Annotated in this window: 19 protein-coding genes and 1 riboswitch; of the genes, 15 read left to right on the top strand and 4 right to left on the bottom strand. The window is 68.2% G+C overall.

The features are described from left to right. Positions 1–56: 56 nt before the first annotated feature. From cobG to RND78_RS20500, 7 genes are all read left to right on the top strand, one after another. Positions 57–1,343, top strand: a complete 1,287-nt coding sequence (cobG, locus tag RND78_RS20530; protein WP_312731755.1) for a precorrin-3B synthase — start codon at positions 57–59, stop codon at positions 1,341–1,343. Next, the gene (locus RND78_RS20525) at positions 1,336–1,962 is read left to right on the top strand and encodes a precorrin-8X methylmutase (protein WP_312731754.1); all 627 of its coding nucleotides are present in this window, start codon (positions 1,336–1,338) and stop codon (positions 1,960–1,962) included. Before cobG ends, RND78_RS20525 begins: the two co-directional genes overlap by 8 nt. Then, positions 1,962–2,702, top strand: coding sequence for a precorrin-2 C(20)-methyltransferase (locus RND78_RS20520; protein ID WP_312731753.1), 741 nt, complete (start codon positions 1,962–1,964; stop codon positions 2,700–2,702). Before RND78_RS20525 ends, RND78_RS20520 begins: the two co-directional genes overlap by 1 nt. Then, complete coding sequence (cobJ, locus tag RND78_RS20515) at positions 2,690–4,360, top strand: precorrin-3B C(17)-methyltransferase (protein WP_312731751.1); 1,671 nt, start codon at positions 2,690–2,692, stop codon at positions 4,358–4,360. Before RND78_RS20520 ends, cobJ begins: the two co-directional genes overlap by 13 nt. A gap of 16 nt (positions 4,361–4,376) precedes the next feature. Beyond that, positions 4,377–4,515: riboswitch (cobalamin riboswitch) on the top strand. A 30-nt stretch (positions 4,516–4,545) separates the two neighbouring features. Continuing rightward, positions 4,546–5,562 (top strand): ABC transporter substrate-binding protein, encoded by a 1,017-nt coding sequence (locus tag RND78_RS20510; RefSeq protein WP_312731750.1) that lies wholly within the window; start codon positions 4,546–4,548, stop codon positions 5,560–5,562. Beyond that, positions 5,559–6,593 (top strand): iron ABC transporter permease, encoded by a 1,035-nt coding sequence (locus RND78_RS20505; protein WP_312731748.1) that lies wholly within the window; start codon positions 5,559–5,561, stop codon positions 6,591–6,593. Before RND78_RS20510 ends, RND78_RS20505 begins: the two co-directional genes overlap by 4 nt. Then, positions 6,590–7,354, top strand: a complete 765-nt coding sequence (locus RND78_RS20500; RefSeq protein WP_312731747.1) for an ABC transporter ATP-binding protein — start codon at positions 6,590–6,592, stop codon at positions 7,352–7,354. Before RND78_RS20505 ends, RND78_RS20500 begins: the two co-directional genes overlap by 4 nt. On the opposite strand, the gene RND78_RS20495 is transcribed toward RND78_RS20500, so the two are convergent. Continuing rightward, complete coding sequence (locus RND78_RS20495; protein WP_312731746.1) at positions 7,339–7,857, bottom strand: Mpo1-like protein; 519 nt, start codon at positions 7,855–7,857, stop codon at positions 7,339–7,341. The genes RND78_RS20500 and RND78_RS20495 overlap by 16 nt on opposite strands. 139 nt (positions 7,858–7,996) lie before the next feature. Between RND78_RS20495 and RND78_RS20490 the strand changes: the two genes are divergently transcribed. Continuing rightward, positions 7,997–8,851, top strand: a complete 855-nt coding sequence (locus RND78_RS20490) for an IclR family transcriptional regulator C-terminal domain-containing protein (RefSeq protein WP_312731745.1) — start codon at positions 7,997–7,999, stop codon at positions 8,849–8,851. A gap of 23 nt (positions 8,852–8,874) precedes the next feature. Here RND78_RS20490 and RND78_RS20485 read toward each other — a convergent pair whose 3' ends face one another. Continuing rightward, entirely contained in the window at positions 8,875–11,844 is a 2,970-nt protein-coding gene (locus RND78_RS20485) for an autotransporter domain-containing protein (RefSeq protein ID WP_312731743.1), read from the bottom strand. Positions 11,845–12,193: 349 nt separating this feature from the next. Here RND78_RS20485 and RND78_RS20480 point away from each other — a divergent pair, with 349 nt between their 5' ends. The 6 genes from RND78_RS20480 to RND78_RS20455 all read left to right on the top strand — a co-directional run bounded on the left by RND78_RS20480 (position 12,194) and on the right by RND78_RS20455 (position 19,107). Next, positions 12,194–13,168, top strand: a complete 975-nt coding sequence (locus RND78_RS20480) for an AraC family transcriptional regulator (protein WP_312731742.1) — start codon at positions 12,194–12,196, stop codon at positions 13,166–13,168. A gap of 116 nt (positions 13,169–13,284) precedes the next feature. After that, positions 13,285–14,469: an OmpP1/FadL family transporter gene (locus RND78_RS20475; protein ID WP_312731741.1), complete on the top strand. Its 1,185-nt coding sequence runs from the start codon at positions 13,285–13,287 to the stop codon at positions 14,467–14,469. Positions 14,470–14,481: 12 nt separating this feature from the next. Continuing rightward, on the top strand, positions 14,482–15,207 hold the full coding sequence (locus RND78_RS20470) for an alpha/beta hydrolase family protein (RefSeq protein ID WP_312731740.1): 726 nt from the start codon (positions 14,482–14,484) through the stop codon (positions 15,205–15,207). A gap of 25 nt (positions 15,208–15,232) precedes the next feature. Next, positions 15,233–16,507, top strand: a complete 1,275-nt coding sequence (salA, locus tag RND78_RS20465; protein WP_312731738.1) for a salicylate 1-monooxygenase — start codon at positions 15,233–15,235, stop codon at positions 16,505–16,507. A 130-nt stretch (positions 16,508–16,637) separates the two neighbouring features. Beyond that, positions 16,638–18,017, top strand: coding sequence for an MFS transporter (locus RND78_RS20460; RefSeq protein WP_312731737.1), 1,380 nt, complete (start codon positions 16,638–16,640; stop codon positions 18,015–18,017). A 151-nt stretch (positions 18,018–18,168) separates the two neighbouring features. Beyond that, entirely contained in the window at positions 18,169–19,107 is a 939-nt protein-coding gene (locus RND78_RS20455; RefSeq protein WP_312731736.1) for a class I SAM-dependent methyltransferase, read from the top strand. A 39-nt stretch (positions 19,108–19,146) separates the two neighbouring features. On the opposite strand, the gene RND78_RS20450 is transcribed toward RND78_RS20455, so the two are convergent. Further along, the gene (locus RND78_RS20450; protein ID WP_312731735.1) at positions 19,147–20,928 is read right to left on the bottom strand and encodes a hybrid sensor histidine kinase/response regulator; all 1,782 of its coding nucleotides are present in this window, start codon (positions 20,926–20,928) and stop codon (positions 19,147–19,149) included. Then, the gene (locus RND78_RS20445; RefSeq protein ID WP_312731733.1) at positions 20,925–21,524 is read right to left on the bottom strand and encodes a response regulator transcription factor; all 600 of its coding nucleotides are present in this window, start codon (positions 21,522–21,524) and stop codon (positions 20,925–20,927) included. Before RND78_RS20445 ends, RND78_RS20450 begins: the two co-directional genes overlap by 4 nt. A 294-nt stretch (positions 21,525–21,818) precedes the next feature. Here RND78_RS20445 and RND78_RS20440 point away from each other — a divergent pair. After that, positions 21,819–26,519 (top strand): GLUG motif-containing protein (locus RND78_RS20440; RefSeq protein ID WP_312731732.1); only part of this gene is annotated, 4,701 nt, incomplete at its 3' end.

The following is a 26,519-nucleotide window of genomic DNA, read 5'->3' as shown; positions in this document are numbered from 1 at the left end:
GGGTCGGCCAAAGCGGGCATAATAGCGGCTTTCTCCGTCCAGCCCGACCTCCGCCTGTGAATCCTCCGTCCTCCTCCGCCACCGTCTCGCGGCCCTCGGCCTGTCCGGGATTGCTGCGCATCGTGCCCGCGCGCGATGGTGGCCTGTGCCGGGTGAAGTTGCCGGGTGGCCGGCTGACGGCCGTCCAGGCGCGGGCCATCGCCACTGCCAGCGAGCTTTGGGCCAGCGGCGTGCTGGAGCTGACCAACAGAGCCAATCTGCAATTGCGTGGCGTGCGCCCGGAAGGGGCCGAGGCCCTGGTGGCCGAGTTGCAAGGCGCTGGTCTGGGGCCAGCCGATCCGGCCGCCGACGACGTGCGCAATCTGCTGCTCAGCCCCGCCGCGGGCCGTGATCCGCAACAGGTGCGCGACGTCCGCCCCCTGGCTACCGACCTGCTCGCCCTGCTGGAAGGCGATCGCCGGCTGCATGGCCTGTCGCCCAAGTTCGCCCTACAACTGGACGGCGGCGAAGCCCTGGCCCGGCTCGACCATCCCCATGATGTCTGGCTGTCGGCGTGCCCTGAAGGCTATGCGCTCGGGCTTGCCGGTACTCCGCTGGATGGGCCTCTGGGCCTGATTCCACTGGGGCGCGAGGTAGCGACAATGGCGCTGCTGCTGCATCGCTTCCTCGACCTGGCCAACTCCGAGCAGCACCGCATGCGCCAGTTGCTGGCGCAGCATCCGGCCGAGGAACTGCTGGCGGGGTTGGACCTGCTGCCGGTTCCGCCCAGCCCACGCGTGCCGGCCGCAACCGCGCAGCGCCTGGGTAGTCATCCGCAGCGCCAAGCCGGCTTCCATTGGATTGGCGCCCAACCCGCCCTGGGGCGATTGCCAGCCACGAGCCTGGCCAGGGTCGCCGACCTGGCAGAGCGACTGGGCAACGGTGAATTGCACCTCACCCCCTGGCAGGGCCTGCTGCTACCCGATGTGCCTGTCGACCAGGCGCCCGAGCTGCTCACGGCCCTGGCCAGCTTGGACCTGACCACCGATCCCGTCGCGCCCCTGGCCCGGCTGATCGCCTGCACCGGCAGCTCAGGCTGCGCCAAGGGCCAGGCCGACACCAAGGGCGATGCCCTGCGCCTGGCCGAACGGCTGCCCGCGGACGTCGAGGTGCATCTCTCCGGTTGCCCACGCAGTTGCGCCCTGGCCGGCCAGGCACCCCACACCCTCTTGGCGGTGGCTCCCGGCCGCTATGACCTCTTCGTGCGTGACGCCACCCAGCCCGGTCCGGGCCAGCGGCGCGCCACCCACCTTTCTCTCGACGAGGCCGCCGCCTGGCTGGCCCGGAGCCCTAGTGATGCTTGAATACGAACGCGACGACCAGGCGATCTATCGCCAATCCTTCGCCACCATCCGCGCCGAGGCCGATCTCTCGGCCGTCCCCGCCGACCTGGAAAAGCTCGCCGTGCGGGTGATCCACGCCTGCGGCATGGTCGACGTGGTCCAGGACCTGGCCTTTTCCCCGGGTGCCGGCGCAGCCGGTCGCGCGGCCCTGGCGGCCGGCGCGCCCATCCTCTGCGATGCGCGCATGGTCGCCGAGGGCGTCACCCGCACCCGGCTGCCGGCGGATAACCGGGTCATCTGCACCCTGCATGACGAGGGCATCCGTGAGCTGGCCATCGAGCGGGGCAACACCCGCTCGGCGGTGGCCCTGGAGCGCTGGCGGCCTTACCTGGCCGGCAGCGTGGTGGTGATCGGCAACGCCCCCACCGCACTGTTCTATCTGCTGGAGATGCTCGACGCCGGGGCGCCCAAGCCGGCGCTGATCCTCGGCATGCCGGTGGGCTTCGTCGGCGCCAGGGAGTCCAAGGACGCCCTGGCCGCCGACAGCCGTGGCGTGCCCTACGTCATCGTCCGCGGCCGCCGGGGCGGCAGTGCCATGGCCGCCGCGGCGGTCAATGCCCTGGCCACGGAGGTGGAGTGATGGCTGGCCGCCTGCTCGGCCTGGGCGTTGGCCCGGGCGATCCGGAACTCATCACCCTCAAGGCCCTGCGGCTGCTACAGGGCGCGCCGGTGGTGGCCTACTTCGTCGCCAAGGCCAAGGCCAACGTCGGCCAGGGCGGCAATGCCTATGGCGTCATCGAGGGCTATCTGCTGGACGGCCAGCAGCGCCTGCCGTTGGTCTATCCGGTGACCACCGAGAGGCTGGCGCCGCCGCTGTCCTACGAGACGGTGATCGCCGACTTCTACGACACCGCTGCCGCCCAGGTGGCCGACCATCTGGACGCCGGCCGCGACGTGGCGGTGATCTGCGAGGGTGATCCCTTCTTCTACGGTTCCTACATGTACCTGCACGACCGCCTGGCCGAGCGCTACGAGGCCCAGGTGGTGCCGGGGGTCTGCTCCATGCTCGGCGGCGTGGCCATGCTCGGCCTGCCGCTGGTCTATCGCAACCAGACCCTCACGGTGCTCTCCGGGGTGCTCTCCGCGGACGAGCTCAAGGCGCGTCTGCACAGCGCCGACGCCGCCGTGGTGATGAAGCTTGGCCGCAACTTCGACAAGGTGCGCCAAGTCCTGCGTGACCTGGGCCTGGACCAGCGCGCCCGCTATATCGAGCGCGCCACCATGGACAACCAGCGCATCATCGCGCTGGACGAGGTCGAGCCTATGGCTTCGCCCTATTTCTCGCTGGTGGTGGTGCCGGGGGTGAAATGGAAGGGTTGAGCCCGGCCATCGTCATCCTCGGACCCGGCGCCCTGGCCACTGCCCGCCGCTTGCAGGCCGGCCTGCCGGGCAGCCTGGTGCACGGCCTCACCGGCCGGGTCGAGGGCGATGTCAGCTACAGTGCCTTCGGCGACCACCTGCGTGACCTCTATCGCCAGCAGCGGCCGTTGGTGGTGCTCTGCGCCGCCGGCATCGTCATCCGTACCCTGGCGCCCCTACTGGACGACAAGACCGCCGAGCCGCCGGTGCTGGCCGTGGCCGAGGACGGCAGCGCCGTGGTGCCGCTGCTGGGCGGCCTGGCCGGCGCCAATCGCCTGGCCCGTCAGTTGAGTACCTTGCTGGACGTGGCCCCGGCCATTACCACCAGTGGCGAGCTGAGATTCGGCACCTGCCTGCTCGATCCGCCGGTCGGCTATGCCCTGGCCGACGTCGACGTGGCCAAGCACCGGGTGGCCGATCTGCTGGCCGGTGAACCGGTGCGCATCGAGGGCGAGGCGCCCTGGCTGGACGAGGTACCCCTGGCGCGTGATCCCGCCGCTCGCCAGCGCATCCTGGTCTCGCCGCTGGCCAGTACCGACGACCACACCCTCCTGATCCATCCCCGTGCCGTGCTGGTGGCGGTGCGCGCCGATGCCAGCGCTGCCACGGTCAGCGAGCGACTCGCCCGCGCCGGCTATGCCCCGGGCGCCATGGCAGGACTGTTGGCGCGCGCCGAGGACATGACCGACCTGCGCCTGGCCGCGCTGGCCGACGCCCTGAGCCTGCCACTGCGCTTCGTTAATAATACCACCCCTGAATTTGCTGGGCAGGCCGTGATGCGAGCCCAGGAGGAGGGTGTCGCCTTGTATCTGCACCCGGCGCCGCTGGAGATCGACCGCCTCGGCCAACCTCGCGGACGCCTCAGCGTGGTGGGCCTCGGTCCCGGTGCGGCCGACCTCCTGGCACCGGTGGTGCGTCGCGCCCTGGACCAGGCCCAGGACGTGCTCGGCTACGCGACCTACGTGAAGATGGCCGGCCCACTGCGCCCGGACCAACTGGCCCATGCCAGCGACAATCGCGAAGAATTGCAGCGCGCCCGCCATGCCTTCGAACTGGCCGCCAGCGGTCGCCAGGTGGTCATGGTGTCGTCGGGCGACCCCGGTGTCTTCGCCATGGCCGCCGCGGTGCTGGAGGTGCTGGAAGGTGCCGACGACCCGCGCTGGGCGGCGGTGGAACTGGAGATCCTGCCGGGCATCACCGCGGCCATGGCCAGTGCCGCCCTGGCCGGGGCGCCCTTGGGCCACGACTTCTGCCTGATCTCCCTGTCCGACAATCTCAAGCCCTGGTCGGTGATCGAGCAGCGCCTGCGCCAGGCCGCCGCGGCGGACCTGGCCATGGCCTTCTACAACCCCATCTCCAAGGCCCGTCCGCACCAGCTGGACCGGGCGCTGGACGTCCTGCGCAGTTGCCGTCCGGCGCTCACCCCGGTGATCCTCGGCCGCGATGTCGGTCGTCCCGGTGGCGGTCTCGAGTACACCAGCCTCGGCGCCCTGCGCAGCGAGATGGTGGATTCGCGCACCCTGGTGATCCTCGGCTCCAGCCATACCCGCCGCTTTCCGCGGGCCGATGGTGGTGAATGGGTCTATACGCCACGCTGGTACGATCCGGAATTGTTATAAAGTAACATTTAGTGCTTGAAACCTTGTCGCCGCTGGCCTACCGTCGGCGACCCCTCAGATCCCTTGGCGAGAAGCCGGTGAGAATCCGGCGCGGTCGCGCCACTGTGAGCTTCGAAAGAAGTGAGCCAGACCTCGCCAGGGGACGTCTATCAGCCACCAGGGACGCGTCATCCCAAGGAGAGTCCATGCTTCGCCGCCTTTCGCCGCTCCTCGCAGCCGGCCTGCTGTCCATTTCCGCCGTCACCGCCCAGGCCGCCACGAGCTATCCGCTGACCGTGCACAACTGCGGTCGCGACCTGGTCTTCGAGCGCGCGCCCCAGCGCCTGGTCAGCCTCGGCCAGGCCAGTACCGAGTTACTGCTGCGCCTGGGCGTGGGCCCACGCCTGGTGGGTACCGGGGTCTGGTTCGGCGCCCTGCCGAAGGATCTGCAGGAGGCCGGCAAGGGCATTCCGCGCCTGGCCGACAATGCGCCCAGCTTCGAGGCCGTGGTCGGCACCCGACCGGACCTGGTGGCGGCGCAGTACACCTATCACGTTGGCCCGGGCGGCGAGGTGGCGGACTTCCCGCGCTTCGCCAAGCTGGGCATCGCCGCCTACGTGGCGCCCAGCGATTGCGAAGGCAAGGCGGTCACCGCCGACTCCAACAGCGACGGCAGCCGTAGCGCGCCTTTCGACATGAATCTGGTGACCCGCGAGGCGCACGAACTGGCCGCCATCCTCGATGTGCAGCCGGCCGGTGAGCACCTGGTTGCCGAACTGGACCGTCGCATCGCCACCGCTGGCGAGCAGGCCAAGGCCGCCGGCGTCCAGGGCCGCTCGGTGCTGTTCTGGTTCTCCAGCCCGCGTCTGGAGGGGGATCCCTGGGTCGCTGGCACGCTCGGCGCACCGGCCTGGATCGCCCGGGCCCTGGGTCTGCGCAATGTGGTCGACAGCGCCGAGGAGTGGCCGGCAGTGAGCTGGGAGCGCATTGCCGCCCTGGACCCGGACTATATCGTGGTGGCGCGCATGGACCGCCGTCTCTACCCGGCCGATGACGTCGACAAGAAGCTGGCCTTCCTGCGCAGCGATCCCCTGACCCGCGAACTGCGCGCGGTACGCGAGAACCACCTGCTGGTGGTGGACGCCCCGACGCTCAACCCCTCGCTGCGGGTGGTGGACGGGCTCGAAGCGCTGTCCACCGCGCTAACCAAGCCGCAACCATGAGTCTGCCCCTGGCGGCCGAGGGCGCCCGGCCCTGGCGTTGGCTGCTGGGCCTGGCCGCCGTGCTGGCCCTGGCGGCCAGCGTGGTGCTGGCGGCGTCCTTCGGCGAGATGCCCATCGCGCCCCTGACCAGCCTGCAGGCCATCGCCAACGGCCTTGGCCTGGGGCCCTATCCGGTGGAGCGCATCGTCCAGGGCATCGTCTGGGAATACCGCCTCAGTCGCGCCCTGGTGGCCGCCTGCTGTGGCGCGGGCCTGGCGGTCTCCGGCGCCATCCTCCAGGCGCTGCTGCGCAACGCCCTGGCCGAACCCTATGTGCTGGGACTGTCGGCTGGCGCCTCCACCGGCGCGGTGCTGGTGATGCTGCTGGGCATCGGCGGCGGGGTGCTCGGCGTCTCCCTGGGGGCCTTCCTCGGCGCGGTGCTGGCCTTCGCCGTGGTGCTGCCCTTTCTCGGCAGCGGCGGCAGCACCCGCATCATTCTCGCCGGGGTGGCCGCCTCCCAGCTGTTCAATGCCTTGACCGCCTATATCGTCGCCACCGCGGCCAATGCCGAGCAGGCGCGCAGCGTGATGTTCTGGTTGCTCGGCAGCCTGGCCGGGGTGCGCTGGCCGGATGTCTGGCTGGCCGGTGCCGTGGTCCTGGGTGGCCTGCTGGTGTGCCTGGCCTGCGCCCGGGCGCTGGACGCCTTCGCCTTTGGCGAGGACGCCGCCGCCAGCCTCGGCGTGGCGGTGGGACCGCTGCGCCTGCTGCTGTTGGCGGTGACCGGCCTGATCACCGCCTGCCTGGTCAGCCTGGTCGGCGCGGTGGGCTTCGTCGGCCTGGTGATTCCCCATGTGGCGCGCTTCCTGGTCGGTCCGGGGCATGGCCGGCTGCTGCCCACCTGCGCCCTGATCGGCGCCCTGTTCATGGTGCTGGCCGACATCGTCGCCCGCACCCTGGTGGCCAAGCAGACCCTGCCCATCGGCGTGGTCACTGCCCTGGTGGGTGCGCCGGCCTTCGCCTTCATCCTCTATCGCGCGCGGGAGGTCAGATGAGCCTGGTCGCGCAGGACGTGGCCTGGAGCGCCGGCGGTCAGCCGATCCTGCGCGGAGTGACCCTGCGGGTGCCACCCGGCGGGGTGCTCGGCCTGCTCGGCCCCAACGGCTCGGGCAAGTCCAGCCTGCTGCGGCTGTTGGCCGGACTACGGCGGCCGGAGGACGGCGCGGTCAGTCTCGACGAGACGCCGCTGCCTGACGTGCGCCGCCGCGACCTGGCGCGCCGCGTCGCCCTGGTGGAACAACAGGCCGGTACCGAGGCCGATCTCTCGGTGGCCGAGGTGGTGCGCCTCGGGCGTACTCCCCATCGCGGCCTGCTCGACGCCTGGAGCGCTCGTGACGCCGAGGTCTGCCAGCGCGCCCTGGCCCAGGTGGGCCTGGTCGACAAGGCTGCCCGCCGCTGGCACAGCCTCTCCGGCGGCGAACGCCAGCGCGCCCAGATCGCTCGCGCCCTGGCCCAGGAACCCAGTGAGCTGCTGCTGGACGAACCTACCAACCACCTCGATATCCAGCACCAGCTGGAGATCCTCGACCTGGTCCGTCGCCTGCCGGCCACCTGCGTGCTGGCCATCCACGACCTCAACCTTGCTGCGCTGTTCTGCAACCGCCTGGCGGTACTCCAGGATGGCCGCCTGGTGGCCGAGGGCACGCCGGCCAAGGTACTGACGGCAGAGCTGATCCAGCAGGTCTGGGGCGTGAAGGCGCAGGTGACGCTGGACGGCCCTGACGCCCGGCCGACGATCCGCTACCGGCTGGGCTGACGGCGCCGCACCGGGCCGGCCCGCTCTTCGATTGCCTGCCGGAGCTGCGGGCGGCCACCCAGCCAGAACACTGCCTCGGTGGCGATGAACAGCGGGCCGATGGCCAGGCCGGCGAGGTCGTCGAGAAAGGCCGGCTTGCGCCCCTCGTAGTGATGGCCGACGAACTGGATGGCCCAGCCGACGATGAACAGGCCCAGGCCCCAGGCCAACCAGATAGCAGTGCTGCGGGCGGCCAGCAGGGCGCCCAGCCAGAGCGCCATGGCCAGTAGGCCGGTCATCAGCAGTCCCAGGGGCCGATCCAGGCGCAGGTAGAAGAGCGCCACGGCGCTCGCGAGTACCACCGCGGGCGATAGTGGCCAGCCGCCGACGACCAGCGCCGGGCGCGACAGCAGGATGGCTACCGCCAGGACGATCAGCAGGATGCCGGGAAAGTGACTGGCGATGTTGCGGGGATCGCGGTGGTAGCTCGCGTACTGGCTGAGATGATCTTCCAGGGTCTTCATCGGCAGGTACCCAACGGCAGGGGCGAACCTCCAGCATGCACCTTGCTGGCCGTGTCGTCTGCGGGCACCCCGCTAAATGCCATTGCGATAATCGCCCCCTCGCTCGATAATCGGTCAAAAGCCTGCCGAGGACCGCCCGATGGACGATAACCGCACCGCTCATGCCACGGGCCTGCCGCCGCTGGCGGCGCCGCCCATCATTGCCTCACCCGCCAAGCGCATCGAAGCCTTTACCGGCGATCCGAATTTCATGACCTCCCTGGCCCGTGGCCTGGCGGTCATCCATGCCTTCCAGGAGCGCAAGCGCCAGCTGACCATCGCCCAGATCAGCCATCGCACCGAGATCCCCCGCGCGGCGGTACGCCGCTGCCTGCATACCCTGATGAAGCTGGGCTACGTCACCACCGACGGTCGCACCTATTCGCTGCTGCCCAAGGTGCTGACCCTGGGTCATGCCTACCTGTCGTCCACGCCGCTGGCGGTCACCGCCCAGCCAGTGCTCGATCGTCTCAGCGAACAGCTGCACGAAGCCTGCTCCATGGCCACCCTGGAGGGCGACGAGATCCTCTACATCGCCCGTTCGGCGACGCCACAGCGGCTGATTTCGGTGGACCTCAGCGTCGGCAGTCGCCTGCCGGCCTATTGCACTTCCATGGGGCGCATCCTGCTCGCCGCGCTGGACGACGCCGCGTTGCACGACTACCTGGAGCACGCCGACCTGCAGGCCAAGACCAGTCGCACCCTCTACCAGCCGCCGGCGCTCATCGAGTGCCTGGGCCAGGTGCGGCAGCAGGGCTACGTGATCGTCGACCAGGAATTGGAAGTGGGGCTGCGGTCCCTGGCGGTGCCCCTGAGAGATGCCGCCGGCCAGGTGCTGGCGGCGCTCAACGTCGGTACCCACGCCAGTCGGGTCAGTCGCCAGGAGTTGGAGACACGTTTCCTCCCGGTGTTGCTGGCGGCCAGTGAAGAGCTGAGCACCCGGTTGTTCCACTAGCCGGATACTCAGCCACCCTCGGCTTAGAAACGCACTGTCAGCCCGGCATTCACCGAGTGGAAGCGAGTGTCGTCGCCGAATTGCCCCTGGTAGGACAGCCCGACGTCGGTCAGCCGATTCACCCGTAGCGTCGCCCCGAGCTCGGTCACGGCAGTGTCACGTGCCTGGGGCACGCCCTGTACCTCGAAGCTCGGACCGCCGACGAAGGACTGCTCGTTGCGGGGTGTCAGATCGCCGTAGGCACGGCGCCAGCCCAACGAGCCATAGAACTGGGTCTCGTGGTTCGCCACCCGGGTATTGGCCGTGACTCGCGTGCCCAGCGTCGAGAAGAAGGTGTCCTGCTTGTCGCTGGAGATATCCAGGGCGGCGGGGCCACCTTTTTCATGCAGGTCCGCGGCGTCGAAATGTACATAGGAGAGCCCGGCGAAGGGCTCCACTACCACCTGGCCGAAGGGGATGCGATAGGCCGCTTCGCCACCGGCCTGCAGGGATTCGGCGTTGCGCTTGCCGGTGAGGCGATCGCTGTAGCTGGCGAAGCCGACGTCGCGCTCGCTCTCGAGGCGATGCCAGGTGTAGCCCAGGTCGGCGCTCAGGCGCAGGGCGTCGATCTGGCCGCCGGTGTAGAGGCCGAGGTGGTAGTTGTCGCTGTGGCCGCTGGCGTCGCGATCGTCGGCGTTGAAGTTCGAGCGGCTGTAGCCGCCGTAGATACCGCCGCGCCAATCCTCGGTGAAGCTGCCGTCGGCACCGATCAGCACGCCACCGGTGTCTTGCCGCAGGCCGCTGGCGCCGTTCTGGCCGCCCAGGCGGGTCCAGTTGCCGAAGGGTTGCACCCAGGCGCCGTTCTCCGCGGGTGCGGTGCCGGGCTGGAAGTTGAGGGCCATGGCCGGCATGCGCAGCGAACCCAGGTCCAGCAGGCTGCGCAGACGATTGCCGAGGACGCCGGAGACCACCTGGCTGTTGGCGATCAAGGCGGTCGAGGTGCTGGCCTGGTAGTCGCCGGACAGCTGGTCGGCGGCGCTCCGGGCACTGGCGGCGTCGAGGATCAGCAGGTTGTTGTACAGGCGCAGAGGGTCGCCGCTCTGGGCCAGCTGGCCGAGGGCGCCGGCGGTGTTCCACTGGTTCGAGGTTTCCATCACGGTCTGGAAGATGCCCGGGTTCGCGGGAGTGCCCGGATTGGACGGGTTACCTGGGTTCGACGGATTACCGGGATTCGAGGGATTGCCAGGGTTCGAAGGGTTGCCCGGATTCGACGGATTGCCGGGATTGCTGTTCTTCTGCGCGATGGTCAGATTCAGGTCGGTGTCGGTCTTTTGCAGCGCTACGTCGAGGAAGGCCGAGTTGCTCACCGCCTGGGCATAGGCGGTGCCCTGGGCGGCGCCGTCGACCAGGCCGCCCTGGGCGCGCAGCAGGGTGTAGCTCTGGCCGCTCTGGTAGCTCTGCTGCGGGTCCAGGGCGGTCACCGCGACCTGGGTGCCGCGCAGGGTGGCGGTACCGCTGACGTTGATCCGGTCGCCGCTGCCGTTGCCGGCGATGTCCGCGGCATAGCGCGAGCCGGCGGCCATGTCCAGGTTGCCCTGGATGGCCAGGGTGCCGATGGCCCCTTCGCCGGGCGAGAGGGTACCGCCGGAGGCGACCGTGGTGCTGCCCACCTGGCCGTTACCCGCCAGCACGCCACCGTCCAGTACCTGGGCGCTGTTGGTGTAGGTGCCGAATTGCGTGCGACCGACGGTGCCGTTGACCACCAGGGTGCCGTTGCCGACATTCAGTCGCGAATAGCTCTGGGAGAAGCTGGAAGCGCCGCCCAGATTGACCTGGTCGACGTTCCCGGCGAGCACCAGCCGGCCGCCGCGTACCACGACGGAGCCAGAGAAACCTGAGAGATCGCCACTCATCGTAGTGTCCCCGGCGAAGGAGTAGATCCGCCCCTGGCCGCCCACGCTGTTGCCGAACTGCAGGCCGCTGTCGGTGTGGTTGAAGGCCAGGGTACCGCGGCCGGGACCGAAGCGGACGGCGGTCTGGGGGTCCAGTTGCCCGGCGGCCTGGGCGGTACCGGCGGTGACGGAGTCGTAGTCGGTACTGCCATCGTCCACCGTCACGCCGCCGCCGATGCTGAGGGCGCCGCTCGCGGCGGTGTTGACGCCGGTCAGGGTGCCGAGGGTCAGGCCGTTGCCGGCGCTCAGCTGGGCGCCGTTGGACAGTGTCAGCACGGTGCTGGAACTGGTGGTGCCGAGGGTGAAGTCCTGGGCCACCGCCAGGCGCGTGCCCTGGCCGGAGACGTTCACCAGGGTGTTGCGATCGTTGTGCGCCGAGCCCAGCGCCAGGGTGTTGCTGGTCAGCACCGCGCCGTCGCTCAGGCTGAGGTCGTTCTTGGTGGTGAAGGCTCCGCTGTTGTCCCAGCGGCTGCCGCTGCCCGAGAGCTGGGTGACCGAGTCGATGGCGACCTGTTGGCTGTTGATGTGGCCACCGTTGCTGACCGTGATGCGCGAGTCGTACAAAAAGACCCCGCCGGCCTTGACATTGACGGTGTCGAGTAGGGCGTTCTGCCCGGTCACCACCAGTTCCGCGCGGGAAACCGCGTTGCCGGTACTGCCGTTGTCACTCAGTTGCACGGTGCCCGCCGACACCTGGGCACCATTGCTGATGGTGAGTTTGCCCCGGCCATTACTGCCGACCAGGAGCGAATTCCCCGTTCCGGTATTCCATTTGGTCCCGCTGCCATCCACCAGGATGTTGCCTTGGCCGACGTTGGCGGCGGAGGTGTTGGAGGCGCTGCTGACCTGGCCGCCCTGGCTGGTCACGGTCGCGCCGTTGTTGATGGTGAGGCTGGCGGTGTCACCGTTGCCCGGCTTGACCACCACCGCGCCATTGACCGTTTGATCACTGCTCCAGGTCTGCTGACCGGTGCTCAGTACGTAGTCGGCCGCGTGGGCCGGTGGCAGTAGCGCCAGGGAGATGGCGAAGGCGAGCGGGGATTGTTTGAATAGGGGCTTCATAACGACTCCAGAGACTCCATGGGTGCCAGGGTGGTGGCGACCGCTGTCACCACCTCGACCTTTCCTGACCGGCCGGTAGCCAGCGCGGGAAGTATCTGGAGCCGCTCTGCAGCGACGAATAGTACGGGTGTACAGCCAGTGCTTCTGTACTAGTGGCAACTCGCCGTGAACGGCCCTGGCGGTCGTCGGTGGCGCGGACGGCTGTTTGGCCGCGGCGCCGTGGCCAATGTCTGACGCGGTGAAGCGCCATACCCAGGGGGTATGGAAGGCCCACTTCGGCGGTATTGGACAGATTCCAGAGCGGCTGCGCATGCTGGCGGCATAACAACAAACTGCCAGGAGTATCGCCATGGACAGGGTCTTGCTGAGTGAGGGCAGCCAGGTCTTCGCCGCCTGTGCGCCCGGTCAGGTCTCGGAGTACGTCGGTCGCCACCTTGGTAGCCATCGCCTGCAGATCGGCCGCGACACCACCGCGCGGGCCAGTCTCGCCCATCGCCATTTCGCCGCCCTCGATCTCTGTCGGCTGCACTATGCCGGCCAGGTGCGCATCCTGGCCCCCGCGCTCGACGAGCTCTATCACCTGCAGATCCTCTTGCGCGGTCGCTGCCTGTGGCAGGGCCGTGACGGCGCGCGCTGCTACGGCTCCGGCGAGCTGATGCTGCTCAATCCCAACGAGCCGGTGGATCTGGTCTATTCCGACGACTGCGAGAAATTCATCGTCAAGCTGCCGGCGAGCTTGTTGGAGCGGGTCTGCCAGGCCCGCGGCTGGGTGTTGCCGAGCGCTGGCATCCGGTTCATCCGGCCCCAGGCCCAGCGTCCCTCGAGCGACATCCTCGACCTGCTCAGCCTGATCTGCCACGAGGCCGAGGCGGCGCTGCCCGGAGGCTTTCACGAGCCCTACCTGCAGATCCTGGCGAGCAAGCTGCTGCTGCAATTGCCGAGCAACCTGGCCGCGCCGGCGAGCAGGAGCGAACCCTGCAGCCGCTTCGCCCAATTGGTGGAGCACATAGAGGCGCATCTGGACGAAGAACTCTCGCCGCGCCAGCTGGCGGCCCAGGCGCACCTCAGCGAGCGGGCCTTGTTCAGCCTGTTCCAGCGCGAGGTCGGCTGCGCGCCGCTGGAGTTCGTGCGGCGACTTCGGCTGGAGCGGGTCCGCCAGATGCTGCTCGATCCCCAGGCGAGCGCGCGCAGCGTGACCGAGGTGGCCCTGGCCCACGGCTTCCTGCACCTGGGACGCTTCGCCCAGCAGTACCGGACGCGCTTCGGAGAAACGCCCTCGGCGACCTGGCGCGGACGCGCGAGTCAGACGGCAGTAGGCGGATAGTCCAGCACAGTGGCGGGATAGTGGCAGGGGTGCGGTAGGGCGAGCATGGACACCAGGGACGCAAGACGTCCCGCCCAGCGACAACGCTCCTACAACAACAACTCGAGCGCACCGCCATGTCCAAGCCTTTCGCGTTATCCACCGGCACGGCTTTGCCCGTCGTCTCCGCCTTGCTCCTCGGCCTGGGAGTCAGCCTGCCGGCCCAGGCCAACAATGGCGTCCAACTGCCCGCCTATGGTGCGAAGGCCATGGGCATGGCCGGGGTGTCCATCGCCCTGCCGCAGGATGCCGCCGCCTCCGCCAACAACCCGGCCGGCATGGCCCTGCTGGGTGATCGCTTCGACGCCGACCTGACCCTGCTGCGGGCACCGATCCGTACCGAAGTCGGCAGCAACCACTACGCCGACAACGCCGTGGTGGCCGTGCCCACCGGCGGCTTCAACCGGGTCATCAACGAGGATCTGAGCGCCGGTCTCTCGGTGTTCGGCCAGGGCATCGCCCTGGACTACGGCGAGCCGGTGTTCGGCACCCACGACCTCAAGTCCAGCCTGCAGCAGGTGGTGCTGGCGCCCACCGTCACCTGGCGCCTGGCCCCGGGTCACTATGTCGGTTTCTCGCCACGACTGGCCTATCAACGCCTGGAGATCGCCGGGCTGGAAGGCTTCGGCTTCGCCAGTCCAGGGACCGACAAGGCCTATGGCGGCGGCTTCGCCCTGGGCTACCAGGGTGCCCTGAGCGAGCGCCTGAGCCTGGGTGTCAGTTACGCCAGCCCGCTGTGGTTCCAGCGCCTGGAGCGCTATCGCGGCCTCTTGCCGGACGGTCGCCTGAACCTGCCGCAGCAGGCCGGCGTCGGCCTGGCATTCAAGGCCACGCCCCAGCTGACCCTGGCCGCCGATGCCCTGTGGATCGACTGGTCCGGCGAGCGCGCCTACGGCAATCGCCTGACCGAGGGCGGTCCCCTGGGCGCCAGCGACGGTCCCGGCTTCGGCTGGCGCGACCAGAAGATCCTGAGATTCGGCGCCAGCTACGCGCTGAACGAACGATGGACGCTGCGCGCCGGCGCCTCCTTTTCCAATCACTTCATTCCCAACAGCGAAACCACCTTCGCCACCCTGGCACCGCTGGCCCAGTACGACCACTACAGCCTTGGCGCCAGCTACCGGCTGGGCAACGGCTGGGAAGTCACCGGCAGCTATCTCTACGCCGTCAACGATCGCTTGAAAGGCAGAGACGCCAGCCAGGGTGTCAGCGTCGGCACCGACGTCAGCTATCTCAATCTCGGCATTGGCTACCGCTTCTAAGAGGACGACACCATGACCACTACCTACCTGCTGATCCATGGTTCCTGGCACGACGGTCGCGCCTGGGACGGCGTCGCCCAGGCCCTGCGCGCCCAGGGCGCCGAGGTGCATGCCCCGACCCTGGCCGGTCATGGCCACGGCGCGGATCTTGCGGCCAGTCACGCCGATTGCGTGGACTCCCTGGTCGACTACGTGCGCCGCCATGACCTGCGCGACGTGGTCGCCCTCGGTCACAGCTGGGGCGGCACCGTGCTGCAGCGCCTGGCCGAGATCGAGACCGCGCGACTCAAGCGCCTGGTGTTCCACAACGCCTTCGTACTGCGCGATGGCGAGGCCCTGTTCGACCTGGTGCCACCGCACTACCAGGCCCTGTGGCGCCAGTTGGAGCAGCCCGATGGCGGCATCATGCTGCCCTTCCCGGTGTTCCGCGATGCCTTCATCGGTGACGCCAGCCTGGAACAGGCCCAGGCGGTCTACGCCGAATACCTCACCCCGACCCCGGCGCGCAGTCACTTCGACGCCGTGCCGCTGAAGACCTTCGACGGCCTGCCGATCCCGCGCAGCTGGCTCTACGCCCAGGACGACGTGGCCCTACCGCCCGGCCAGTACGGCTGGCATCCGCGCCTGAGCGAGCGGCTGGGCGGCTATCGCCTGGTATCCCTGGCCGGCAGCCACGAGGTGCTCTTCACCCGGCCCGAGGCCTTGGCCCAGGCCATCCACCTGGCGGCTCGCGACTAGCGCAGGCACTTGACGAGGAAATCCCATGAACGCTCCCCTCAACATCGCCATCGTCGGTGGTGGCATCGCCGGCGTCGGCCTGGCCCTCGGCCTCAAGGACGCCCCGCACCTCAAGGTCACCCTGTTCGAATCCGCGCCCGCCTTCGGCGAGATCGGCGCTGGCGTCTCCTTCGGCGCCAATGCCGTGCGCGCCCTGGCCGGGCTGGGCATGGCCGAGCCCTACCAGGCCCTGGCCGACCGCACCCCCGAGCCCTGGCAGGACGTCTGGTTCGAATGGCGCCGCGGCAGCGACGCCAGCTACCTGGGCGCCACCTTGGCCCCCGGGGTTGGCCAGTCCTCCATCCACCGCGCCGACTTCCTCGACGCCCTGGCGCGCCGCTTGCCCGACGGCATGGCGGTGTTCGGCAAGCGTGCCTGCGGCCTGACGCAGGACGCCACGGGGGCCACCCTGAGCTTCACCGATGGCACCACCCACCGCTGCGACCTGGTGCTGGCCGCCGATGGCATCAAGTCCGGCCTGCGCGCGCCGGTCCTTGCCGGGCATGGCCTGGGCGATCCGGGCCCGCGCTTCACCGGCAGCGTCGCCTACCGTGGCCTGGTGGAGCGCGACCTGCTGCGCGAGCGCTTTCGTACGGCCGGGCTCGACCAGCACCTGCTCGACGTGCCGCAGATGTACCTGGCCCAGGACGGCCATATCCTCACGTTTCCCATCAAGCAGGGGCGGATCCTCAACATCGTCGCCTTCCTCACCGCCCAGCCACGCTCGGCGGTCTGGCCGGCGGACCAGCCCTGGGTACGCAACGCCAGTCGCGCCGAGGTCGGTGCCGCCTTTGCCGATTGGGGCCTGGCGGCCCGGACCCTGGTGGAATCCATCGCGTCGCCGACGCTCTGGGCGCTGCACGATATCGAGGAACTGCCGCACTACGTGCACGGCCGCGCCGCGCTGCTCGGCGACGCCGCCCACGCCATGCTGCCGCACCAGGGCGCAGGTGCCGGCCAGGGCTTGGAAGACGCCTGGTTCCTGCGCGAGCTGCTGATCGATCCGCAATTGGACAGCGGCAATCTCGAGCGGGTACTGGAGGCCTACGAGCGCTGGCGCCTGCCGCGTGCCTGCCGCACCCAGCGCACCTCCTGGGAAGCCGGCGAGCTCTACGAGTACCGCGATAGGACCATGGGCGACGACGAAGCCCGCCTCGGTCAGACCCTGGCCCAGCGCTTCGACTGGCTCTGGCAGCACGACCTTTTGAGCGACGTGCGCGAGGCCCGGCGCTGGCTGGGCTGGTCCTTGCAACCCGCCTGAGACTGACCGGTCAGGTAAAAGTGGTCGATTATCGATTAGCTAGCCGATAATCGAATTGTCAGCGGATTGGTGAGGAGCTTAAGGTCTGGCGAGCGTCGTCTGACGCCATAACAACAACGAGCGCCTCGCCATGACCCAAACCTTCGAATCCGCCACCTTACCCCTGGCCGGCAGTCCCGCGCCGGCCGTGACCGGTACCCTGGACGTCCAGCAATTCATCAATCGCCAGGCACTCTCCAGCTACCAGTGGCGCATCGTCGCCCTGTGCTTTTTGATCGTCTTCCTCGACGGCCTGGATACCGCCGCCATGGGCTTCATCGCCCCCGCGCTGTCGGTGGAGTGGGGCATTCCACGCGCCAGCCTCGGGCCGGTGATGAGCGCCGCCCTCGGCGGCATGGTCTTCGGCGCCCTGTTCTCCGGTCCGCTGGCGGATCGCTTCGGGCGCAAGGGCGTACTGGTGGTCGCCACCTTCATCTTCGGTGGCTTCAGCCTGCTGTCGGCCTTCAGCGCCAACCTCGACCAGTTGGTGATCCTGAGATTCCTCACCGGTCTGGGCCTGGGCGCCGCCATGCCCAACGCCACCACGCTGCTCTCGGAATACACCCCCGAACGACTCAAGTCGCTGCTGGTGACCAGCATGTTCTGCGGCTTCAACCTGGGCATGGCCGGTGGCGGCTTCGTCTCGGCCTGGATGATCCCGGCCTATGGCTGGCACAGCCTGCTGGTGCTGGGCGGCGTGCTGCCCCTGGCCCTGGCCGTGGTGCTGCTGCTCTGGCTGCCGGAGTCGGCGCGCTACCTGGTGGTGCACGGCAAGAGCGCCGAGCGCATCCGCCGGGTGCTGGTGCCCATTGGCCGTGAGGCCGCCGAGGCGCGCCACTTCGTGGTGCCCGAGCAGAAGACGGTCAAGGCCGGCAACGTCTTCGCGGTGATCTTCAACCGCACCTTCAGCGCCGGCACCCTGCTGCTGTGGCTGACCTATTTCATGGGCCTGGTGATCGTCTACCTGCTCACCAGTTGGCTGCCGACGTTGATGCGCGACGCTGGCGCCAGCCTGGAGCAGGCCGCCCTGATCGGCGCGCTGTTCCAGTTCGGTGGGGTGCTCAGCGCGGTGTTCGTCGGCTGGGCCATGGACAGGTTCAATCCGCACAAGGTGATCGGCCTGTTCTATGCCCTGGCCGGCATCTTCGCTTACTGTGTCGGCCAGAGCCTGGGACAGGTCGCCCTGGTCGCCACCCTGGTGCTGGTGGCCGGCATGTGCATCAACGGCGCCCAGTCCGCCATGCCATCCCTGGCGGCGCGCTACTACCCGACTCATGGCCGCGCCACCGGGGTGTCCTGGATGCTCGGCATCGGCCGCTTCGGCGCCATCACCGGCGCCTGGATGGGCGCGACCCTGCTGGGCCTGGGCTGGACCTTCACCCAGGTGCTCACCGCGCTGCTCTTGCCGGCGGGTATCGCCGCCCTGGCCGTGCTGATCAAGGGGGTGGTCAGTCACGCGGACGCGACCTGAGAGCCTGCTCAAAGTCTGCTGCGTGTTGGCCAAACGGCGCTGGAAAGGCGTTGCTTGGCGCTAGTTCTTGAGCCTTTGTGCAGGCTCAAGAGGGGAGCGGACGTCCGCGCTACTTTCCGCTACCCTGGCGCGCCCTGACCGGCGCGCCTGCATGAATATCTCCACTCTCGCCACCCTGACCGATCTCTTGACCAAGGCCCTGGCCGCGCCGCCGGGCGAAGCCCGCCGGCTGATCCATGGCCGCGGCCGGCTCCTGCCGGGGCTCGAGCAGCTCACCGTCGATTGGCTGGAAGGGGTGGTACGGGTCTGCCTGTTTCGCGAATTGCCGGTCGACGAATTGGAGGCCCTGCGCGATACCCTGAGGGCGCTGGCGGCTACCCCCGCATGGGCCGCCAGCGGCGCGCGCAGCCTGCTGCTGCAGCACCGCTATCGCCAGGACGCCGCCAGCGAGGCACTGATCGGGGCGCCGGTGGGCGAGCACGTCATCCACGAAGATGGCCTGAAATTCGGCCTGGACCTCACTCGCCACCAGAACATGGGGCTGTTCCTCGACATGCGCCTGGGCCGCCGCTGGGTGCGCGAGCAGGCCGCCGGTCTGCGCATCCTCAACCTCTTCGCCTACACCTGTGGCTTCTCGGTGGCCGCCCTGGCCGGCGGCGCGAGCCAGGTGGTCAATCTGGACATGGCCCGCGGTCCCCTGACCCGTGGGCGGGAGAACCACCGACTCAACGGCCACGACCTCGGCAAGGTCAGTTTTCTCGGGCACGAGTTGTTCAAGTCCTGGGGCAAGGTGCGCAAGCTCGGCCCCTACGACCTGGTGATCGTCGATCCACCCAGCTTCCAGCAGGGCAGTTTCGCCCTGACCAAGGACTACGCCCGCATCCTGCGCCGGCTACCGGAACTGCTCACCCCCGGTGGCCGGGTACTGGCCTGTGTCAACGACCCCGGGGTAGGCGCGGACTTCCTCATTGCCGGCATGGCCCAGGAGGCACCGAGCCTGGCCTTCGTCGAGCGCCTGGCCAACCCGCCGGAATTCGCCGACGAAGACCCCGAGGGTGGGCTCAAGGTGCTGGTGTTCCAGCAGGGCTGAGCTGCTGGTCCGGGCCGCGCTGGCGGGCACTGAAGCCTGTCATGACAGCGCGCCCAGTGCCCGCCGCAAGTCCTTGGCGGTCACCGGCTTGTGCAGCAGGGGAATGCCGCTGGAGGCTGCCTCGCTCAGGCGCTCGGGAGCCGTGTCGCCGGTAATCAACAGGGCCGGGAGCTCGCGGGCGAAATGCTCGCGCAAGGCGCGGATGACCTGTGCCCCGGTCTGCTGATCACGCAGTCGATAGTCACAGATGATCATGGTTGGTGCCGCGCGCCAGGGCAGGGCGACCGCCGCGTCATAGGACTCGGCCACCACGCAGGTGCAGCCCCAGCTTTCCAGCAACTGCTGCATACCGAGCCGAATGGCCTCGTCGTCGTCCACCACCAGGATGCAGCCGCGGACCTGCAGCGCCGTGTCCGTGTCCGGAGGCGGTCGGTCCGGATAGGGCGCCAGGGGCTGCAAGGGCGCGATTGGCACCTCCAGGCGAAAGGTACTGCCGCGGCCCACCCGTGACACCAGGGTCAGGCGATGGCCCAGGGAACGTGCCAGGCCCTCGACGATGGCCAGGCCCAGCCCCAGGCCCTTGCGGCGGTCGCGCTCGCTGTTGCCCAGTTGATGGAACTCGCGAAAGATTTCCCGCTGCTGGTCCGCGGCGATGCCGATCCCGGTATCCACGACCTCGAGGATGGCATGGCTGCGCCGTCGTCGCGCGGCGATCAGCAGCCCGCCACGCTCCGTGTAGCGAATGGCGTTGGTAATCAGATTGCGCAGGATCAGCTCCAGCAGCGCCGGATCGGAGAGGATCTGCAGTTCGGTCTCGCGACAGCGGTAGATGAGTCCCCTGGCATCCGCCTGCGGGGCCAGATCCAGCTCCATCTTGCAAAAGAGGCTGTGCAGATCCACGGGCTGCACACTGGGCTGCACCACCCCAGCCTCGATGCGGGAGAAGTCCAGCAGGGTGTTGAGCATGTCCGCCGACGCCAGGCCAGCCGCCTTGGCACTGGCCAGGACCTGGTGCTGGTGCTCGTCCAGACGGCTGTAGGACAGCGCTTCCAGGAACAGCCCCTGGGCATGGATGGGTTGCCGCAGGTCGTGACTGGCGGCGGCCAGGAAGCGCGACTTGGCCTCGTTGGCCTGCTCGGCCGCTTCGCGCGCGGCGCTGGCCATCTGACTCTCGTGCTGCAGACGCTCGATCAGGTCGAGGTTTTCGAAGCGCAGCCGGATGGTGGTGTTGATCCCGCCACCGACCAGCCGGGCCTGGCCGTACTGTCCGATCACATAGAGCAGGCAGCAGACGCCAATGGCCCTATAGGTCAGCTCGTCTAGTAGCATCAGCCGCAGCATGGTCAAGGACAGCATGGGGAGCATCAGGCTCAGGTAGAGCCGGAGAATCGGTGAAAGCATGGACACCGCATTGCTGCTGATCGCCGCCATCAAGGCCAGCAGCAGGGCGATGGAACTGGCCGGGACGCCGTCGCGCAGGCCGATCCAGGCCAGCGAGCCCCAGATCAGGCCCTCCGCCAGCTTGCTGAGCACCAGCACGCGCACCGTCGGCGTGATCGTGGCCTGGTCCGGCGGCTGCCGTAGCCGACGCCGGCAGTAGCCGACCTGGAAGAAGCGGCAGGCGAGAAACGCCAGGTACCATAGCGCCAACGGCAATTGGCTGGCGGTCAGCGGCCAGGCGTCGTCAGCCCTCGAGCGCCCGGTCACCAGAAAGACGCCGAACAACAGCGTCGACAAGAGGATGCCGACCCACAGCGACTGATCGATCCCTTGGAGGATCAGCCGGAGCCGCTCGCTCTGGATCCGGCCCTCATCGGTCAAAGAATCAGGCCCAGCCGGCGCGCGGCGTAGGTGGCTTCGGCCCGGCTGGCCACCCGCAGCGTGGCGAGCAGCGCCTGGACGTGGCCGCGCACCGTGTGCTCGGATAGATTCAGGCGGCGGCCGATCATCTTGTTCGACAACCCCTGGCTCACCAACTCGAGTACCTCGATCTGGCGTGGCGTCAGCCGGGGCTGGTCGCCCGCCAGTGCCGGTCCCTCGGGAAGCACACCGTCGAGCAGGGCCCGGATCTTCTGCAACAGCCGTTCGGGCTGTTCGGTCTTGGAGATGAACTCCAGCGCTCCCCGCCGTACCGCTTCGCGCACCACTTCCGACAGATCGAAGGCCGACACCATGACGATCTTCACCTGCGGCCATTTCTCGCGGATGGCCGCGATGCCCTCCAGCCCGCTGGCTCCCTGGAGCTGGACGTCGAGCAACACCAGCTGCGGCTCCACCTCCTCCAGGTGCAAGGCGTCTTCGAGCGAGCAGGCTTCCTCGATGGTGACCTGGGGCAGGCCCGCCGCCAGTACCAGGGCGATACCGGAGCGGAACAGGGCGTGGTCGTCGATGAGGAGCAGGGTAGTTGGCTTGTCCATTCCCGCAATCTAGACGCGACCACGCTGACGCTCAAGGGTTCCAAACCGGTCCAAATGGACTATAGGCGGCGACGGGCAGCATCCCTAAGGTAGCCAGACCTGTGAGCGGCCTCTCACGCAGGCCTGGGCTCGATGCCTGGCGCGCCGTTCATCACACCTGATCGAAGGTGCCTTACGCACCGTCAGACCAGCGCCTCATGGGCCGCGTGCGTACCAGGACCCAGACGCCACCCCGGGTCGCCGCTATCCGCGCCGCGACCTGATGCCACCTAGCGCTCCGCGAGGACAGCCGCCATGAACCGTATCTTCCGCACCCTCTGGAGCTATAGCCTGCAAATCTGGGTGGTCACCAGCGAACTGGCCAAGAGTGGCGGCAAGCGCGGCAGTGGCCGGGCGGTAGGGCTCCTGCTGCTGGCGCCCCTGGGTGCCGGGGCGGCGAACCTGCCCAGCGGCGGGACGGTGGTCTCCGGTAGCGGGCACCTTTCCAGCACTGGCCAGCAGCTCACCGTCGACCAGACCAGCCCCAACCTGGCCATCGACTGGCAGAGCTTCGACATCGGCACTGGCCATGGCGTGACCTTCCACCAGCCTTCCAGCCAGGCCGTGGCCCTCAACCGGGTGGTGGGCCAGGACGCCTCGCGCATCCTCGGCAACCTGGAGGCCAATGGCCGGGTGTTCCTGGTCAACCCCAACGGCATCCTCTTCGGCCAGGGCGCCAGCGTGAACGTCGGCGGCCTGGTGGCTTCCACCCTGGACATCGCCAACAGCGATTTCGAACAAGGCCGCTATCGTTTCAAGAGCCAGGGCACGCCGAAATCGGTGCTCAACCAGGGCAGTCTCAACGCCAAGAACGGCGGCGCCGTAGCCCTGCTCGGCGGCCAGGTCAGCAACCAGGGCGTGATCGTCGCCAACGGCGGCAGCGTGGCCCTGGCCGCCGGCCAGGCCATGACCTTGGACTTCGCCGGCGATGGCCTGCTCAGCGTCAAGGTGGATGAGGCCACCGCCGACGCCCTGGCGGAGAACCGCGAGCTGATCCGCGCCAACGGTGGGCAGGTGCTGCTCACCGCCCACGCCGGCGAGGCTCTGCTCAAGACCGTGGTCAACAACAGCGGGGTGATCGAGGCCCAGACCCTGGCCGAGCGTGGCGGCAAGATCGAGCTGCTCGGTGGTTTCGACGGCGGCACCGTGCAGGTCGCCGGCACCCTGGATGCCAGCGCGCCCACCACGGGCAACGGCGGCTTCGTCGAGACCTCCGGTGCCCATGTCCAGGTGGCCGACGGCACCCATATCACCACCAAGGCCACCCAAGGCAAGAGCGGCACCTGGCTGCTCGATCCCACCGACTTCACCGTCAGCGCGGGCACGACAGCCCAGAGCGACAGCGGCATCGGCGCCAGCACCCTGGCGGCCAACCTGCAGAACGGCAACGTCACCCTGCAGACCGTCAGCAGCAGCAACGGCAGCGATACGGGCACGCTCAGCGTGAATTCGGCGGTCAGCTGGAGCGCCGACACCACCCTGACCCTGAACGCCCATGGCGATCTCTATCTGAATGCGCCCATCACCGCCACCGGCGCCAGCGCGGGCCTGGCGCTCAACTATGGTGGCTACATCCAGAACGGCAGCGCGACCGCCGGCAGCGACTACCACGTCAGCGCCCCGGTCACCCTGAGCGGCACCACTGCCAGCCTGAGCATCAATGGCCAGGGCTACGGCCTGCTGCATAGCCTGGCGGATCTCCAGGCCATCAATACCCAGGGTCTCGGCGGCAACTATGCATTGGCTCAGGATCTGGAGGCGGTGGGGACGACCTATAACTCGGCGTTGATAGGATCTTACTCATCTTCATCGCGTTTCAGCGGTACCTTCGCCGGCATGGGCCATAGCATCCGCGATCTGACCATCGATTCCGGCAACGACTACGTCGGCCTGTTCGGCTACGTCGACCCCACCGCGATCCTCCGCGATCTGGCGCTGGTCAACGCCAGCGTGTCCGGAAGGCACTACGTCGGCGCGCTGGTCGGATACAACAGAGGCACCATCAGCAATGCCTATGCCACCGGGAGCGTGTCGGCTACCGACTATGTCGGCGGCCTAGTCGGAATGAACAGCGGCACCATCAGCAACGCCTATGCCACCGGGAGCGTATCGGGCACCGGCAGCTACGTCGGCGGGCTGGTCGGATGGAACGATGGCACCATCAGCAACGCCTATGCCACCGGGAGCGTGTCGGGCACCAACTACTACGTCGGCGGGCTGATCGGGTGGAACGGTGGCACCATCAGCAACGCCTATACCACCGGGAGCGTTTCGGGCACCTCCTACGTTGGTGGGCTGGTCGGATACAACAGAGGCACCATCAGCAATGCCTATGCCACCGGGAGCGTTTCGGGCACCTCCTACGTTGGCGGGCTGGTTGGATTCAACAACCTCGGCACCATCATTAGCGCCTATGCCACCGGTAGTGTTTCGGGCAGGGACTTCGCCGGCGGGCTGGTCGGAGTCAACTCCCAAGGCACCATCAACAACGCCTATGCCACCGGTAGCGTTTCAGGCAGCTCCTACGTCGGCGGGCTGATCGGCGCCAATACCGGCAGCGTCAGCAATGCGTCCTGGGACGTCGACAGCACCGGCCAGGCCAATGCCATCGGAAACGGCAACGGCGGCAGCGTTACCAGTCTGACCAGCGTCGGCAGCGGCAACCGCTACAACCACAGCAGCTACGGCAATCTCGGCACCTGGTCGCTGCTCGCCGGTACCAGCGACGTCTACGTCGCCAGCGATGGCGCCGGCAACCCGGCCTGGATCATGCTCGAGGGGCAGACGCGCCCCTTCCTGGCCAGCGAGTACAGCACCAGCATCGCCAACGCGCACCAGTTGCAGCTGATGGCGTACAACCGGGCGGCCAGCTACAGCCTGTCCGCCGACATCGATGCCAGCCAGACCGCCGGCAGCAATGCCAGCGGGACGTGGAGCAGCGCCGGCTTCTCCCCGGTCGGCGACAGCAACGCCGCCTTCACCGGCAGCCTGAGCGGCGCGAACCACAGGATCTCCGGGCTGACCATCGATTCCGGCAACGACTACGTCGGCCTGTTCGGCTTCGCCGGCGCCACCGCGACCCTCCGCGACCTGGCGCTGGTCAGCGCCAGCGTGTCCGGAAGGCACTACGTCGGCGCGCTGGTCGGATACAACGGAGGCACCATCAGCAACGCCTCTGTCACCGGGAGCGTTTCGGGCCGTGGCAACGTCGGCGGGCTGGTCGGAGTCAACTCCCACGGCACCATCAGCAACGCCTCTGTCACCGGGAGCGTTTCGAGCAGTAGCGTCGCCGGCGGGCTGGTCGGATACAACGGAGGCACCATCAGCAACGCCTATGCCACCGGGAGCGTTTCGGGTACCGACGGCTACGTCGGCGGCCTGGTCGGAGTCAACAACCAAGGCACTATCGGCAATGCCTATGCCACCGGTAGCGTTTCGGGCGCCTACTACGTCGGCGGGCTGGTCGGATACAACGACGGCACCATCAGCAACGCCTATGCCACCGGGAGCGTTTCGGGTACCGACGGCTACGTCGGCGGCCTGGTCGGATTCAACAGCCAAGGCACCATCGGCAATGCCTATGCCACTGGTAGCGTTTCGGGCAGTGCCAGCGTTGGCGGGCTGGTCGGATACAACGACGGCACCATCAACAACAGCTTCTACGCCACCACCAAGGCGGACGGTACCGCCATCAACAACGCAGGAGCCACGAACGGCTCGTTTTCCGGTAATGGCTATGGCACTGCCAAAACCTGGGCAGAACTCACCCAAGCCTCGACCTTCGCCGGCTGGGATATCGCCCGCACCGGCGGCTCGAATGCGATCTGGCGCCTCTACGATGGCTACAGCACCCCGCTGCTGCGCAGCTTCCTGCAGCGCGTCACGCTCACGGTCAACGCAGGCGCAGGCAGCAAAACCTATGACGGCACGGCTGCCACGGGTTCGACCCACTACACAGGCAGCAGCCTGGGCAATGCCCTCGACGCCAGCAAACTGCTAGGCAGCTTGGTTTACACGAGTAACAGCAAGAACGCGGGCACATACCGCAGCGCCGATGGCACCTTGATGGTCAGCGGTCTGTACTCGGGGCAGCAGGGCTATGACATCAGCTATGCGGACGCCAGCCTGCTCATAGTCAAAGCCAGCATCAGTGCCGTGACCGGCATCACCGCAGAAAACCGGACCTACGACGGCGGCACCGCTGCCACCCTGAACTACGGCGGGGCAGGTTTCACCGGGCTGATCGGCAGCGATACGCTGAACGTGAACTCCGCCAGCGGCGCCTTCACCGACAAGAACGCCGGCGCCGGCAAGACCGTGAACATTACCGGCATCACCCTCGGCGGTAGTGACGCCGGCAACTACGTCCTGGCCAACACCAATGCCTCGACCACCGCCAACATCACGCCCAAGTCCATCGCCGGCAGCATCACCGCCCAGGACAAGACCTACGACGGCACCGCCGTCGCTATGACCCACGGCAGCCTTGATGGCACGATCAGCGGTGACGCCGTGAGCCTGAGCGGCAGTGGGCACTTCACCGACAAGAACGCCGGCGCCGGCAAGACCGTGAACATTACCGGCATCACCCTCGGCGGTAGTGACGCCAGCAACTACACCCTGGCCAGCGCCAACGCCTCGACCACCGCCAGCATTACGCCTAAGTCCATCGCCGGCAGCATCAGTGCCGAGGACAAGACCTACGATGGCTCCACGAGCGCCACCACCAGCAGTAGCCTGAGCGGGGTCATCGACGGCGACGCCGTGAGCCTGAGCAGCAGTGGCAGCTTCGCCGACAAGAACGCAGGCAATGGCAAGAGAGTGAACGTCAGCGGTAGCCTCAGCGGCGCCGATGCCGGCAACTACACATTGGGCAGCACCAACGCCGCCACCACCGCCAGCATCACGGCCAAGTCCATTACCGGCAGCATCAGTGCCGAGGACAAGACCTACGAT

Source organism: Pseudomonas oryzihabitans (genome assembly GCF_032027545.1).
Taxonomy (GTDB): domain Bacteria; phylum Pseudomonadota; class Gammaproteobacteria; order Pseudomonadales; family Pseudomonadaceae; genus Chryseomonas; species Chryseomonas oryzihabitans_F.
This window is presented reverse-complemented; position numbering and strand designations above follow the sequence as displayed.